This is a genomic window from Candidatus Magnetaquicoccus inordinatus, from assembly GCF_004217665.1.
Classification (GTDB): domain Bacteria; phylum Pseudomonadota; class Magnetococcia; order Magnetococcales; family Magnetaquicoccaceae; genus Magnetaquicoccus; species Magnetaquicoccus inordinatus.
The window spans coordinates 1-2519 of the sequence record NZ_RXIU01000336.1 but is presented as its reverse complement, the minus strand read 5'-3'; the positions used below and the strand labels follow the sequence as shown (position 1 = coordinate 2519).

Annotated in this window: 2 protein-coding genes; both read right to left on the bottom strand. The window is 56.3% G+C overall.

What is annotated here, in order from left to right:
* Positions 1 to 2238 (bottom strand): cache domain-containing protein (locus tag EJP87_RS15360; RefSeq protein ID WP_193771439.1); only part of this gene is annotated, 2238 nt, incomplete at its 3' end.
* Between the two features lie 54 nt (positions 2239 to 2292).
* Positions 2293 to 2519: hypothetical protein (locus tag EJP87_RS18700; RefSeq protein WP_227657689.1), on the bottom strand; the 227-nt coding region annotated here is incomplete at its 5' end.

Below are 2519 nucleotides of genomic sequence, written 5' to 3'. Positions count from 1 at the left end.
TTCGGCAAATTGCGCTGCCTTTTCTGCCACCTCTTTGGCTGCCTGTTGAGCCTGCTCCAGGGTCCCTTTGCCTTGCAGGGCATGGTGGGTGATACGGGTCATGATCTGTTGCAAGTTTTGAATCTGTTTGAGATGTTGTTGAATGCGGGCGGCAATCTCTTGTCTTATCGCTTCACCGCTTTCCAGATCCACCAGCAACGGATCGCGTGGTGCCTGTTGCGCCATGATGGCCATATCTTTGCCCAAGTGGGCAATCTGTTTGCCTGATTCGCGCAAGCGTTGTCCCGTATGTTGCCAGCGTTCTGCCAGCAAGCGGACTTCGCGAGACAGTTGGCCCAACTCATCTTTGCCTTCCGGCAAAGGGGTCACTGGCTGTTTGCCTTTGCGCAACCATTGCAGCGCTTCCAGATTGGCCAGCAGACCACTGCTCAACAGTTCGGAGCTCCACCAGCCCAACAGCATGGCCACCATGAGGGAGGCCACTGCCGCCAGCCAGATCGACAGGGGAAACCGTTGCATTGGCATTCCCCCCAGGAGCATGGGTGTTTCGGTGATCACCGCCCAGTTGACGCCATTGCCCAGAGCCAAAGGGGCATAGGCGGTATAGACCGGCTCTCCGCGCCAATTTTTACCCAGCAAGAGCCCTGTTTTGCCGCTCAGGGCTGCCTGGACCGCCTCATTTTGTGCGCCATTGGTGGCCAGATTGCCGGCAAAAGAGGCCACTACCGAATGGTTTTGCGGGTCGCGCAACGAATCGGAACGCAAGCGAAAATCGGGACCGACCAAATAGGCGTCGCCATCGCTTTCCAGACCATCGCGATGCTGCATCAAGTTGGTCAACAGCTCCATCGGCAGTTGCACGGCCACCACCGCTTTGATGGTTGCCTCTTGCAGCAGTGGTTGCGCCATGAAGGCGGCTGGCTCGTTGTTGCTGGGGGGATAGGGTTCATAATCGGTCATGGCAAAGGCGGGTTTGGCCAACACCTGTTGGATCAAGCGGCCCAGATTGGTTTGTGCATAGGGACCATTCAGCAGATTGGTTGCAAAATCGGCCTGTTTAGCCAGCGAATAGACGATCTCGCCATCGGGTTGTACCAAAAAGAGATCATAATAGCCGCCTTGTTCCAACTGTTGCTTGTAGAGGGGCACCCCTTGTTTGGGATCGGTGGAGAGTGTTTGCGCGATAGGTTGTTCCACCAGCACGGCCCAGGAGAGATCCGGGCCTTGCGGCGGTGGCAACATTTGCAGTGGTGTCCAGGCGCTTAACAGAGGTTGTCCGTTGCTGCCTTTGCTGTTGCCTGCTCCTTTGTTGCCTGACAGGGCAGCCAGAGCTGCCGGGGAGGTGATTGCTTCTGGTTTGCGGGCTGTTGCGGTGGGGGCAGTTGTGCCGCTGCTTTCCAGATAACGCAGACGATCCGGGCCAATCAGTTGAAAGCGGATGGCTTTTTCGCTCTCTTCCACTGCTGGGCGCACGCGGGCCAGTGTGGTTGGCGCGATGCGTGCCACCAGCATACCGATTGCTTTACCCTCTTTGCGGATGGGTGCGGCCAGCCAGCCTATGGCCTGCTGTTCCAGGGGTGGGAAAATGGCAAAGCCAAGCAACATACTGTGCTGCAAGCCATCGGCAAAAAGTTTGCCGATGCCCAGATCTTTCAGGGGGCCTCGGCTGATATTTTTGCCCAGAAGCGGATCATTTTGGGCGCTCAACACCACGTTGCCCAGTGCTGAAACCAGATACAGATTATCAAAACCCAATTTTTCGCGCAGTCGATTGAGAGCGGGGGTCATGGTAGCGGCCAAGACTGGCCAGCGTTCGCTGGTGATCTTTTCTCCGCCATCGCGAAAGACCCAATCGATGGTGGCCAACTGTTTGATTATGGTTTCGCTGGCGGCCTGTCGTTCCACCTCTTGCAGCCACTCTTGCAGTTGTTTTTGCACGGCGGCGGCATAGAGATCGCGCAGGCTTTCCAGCCGTTCTGCCTGTGGGGGTGTGGTAGTCTGGGTCACCAGCAGGGATTGTGCGCCATTGGCCAGCAACTCCATATCGCTGCGATAGCGGGCGATATGTTGTTCCATGCGATTTTTCTTGATTTCCAGGATGGTTGCGGCGCGGCTGCGGGCGGCTTCATTGCTCGTTTCGGCCAGCCAGCGGCTCATCATCCAGCCGGTGATCAGGAGTGTGACCAGGGCAGACAGTAGAAAAAGTATGATTAATTTGGGGCGCAAACGAATATTCACCCTACCTCCAGCGGCATGCTTCGGCCAGCACAATGGGCCGATTTTGTACAAGGATCAATACTTTATTGTAAACCACTTTGTCCAAGAATCAACCATGTTCTGCAGGGCAAGCGCATTTGCCAATTTCCTCACTGTTGCCAGAAGCGAAACTGTGCATGTTGGGCGTCCGCCCTCCCAAAGAGTGCCCCTTTGGGGCACAAATCTGTGCGGCGTGCGCGAATGCTTGCGCATTCGCTTTTGTGAAACGCCGCACATTACCAGCAGGGCTTTGCCCTGCACCC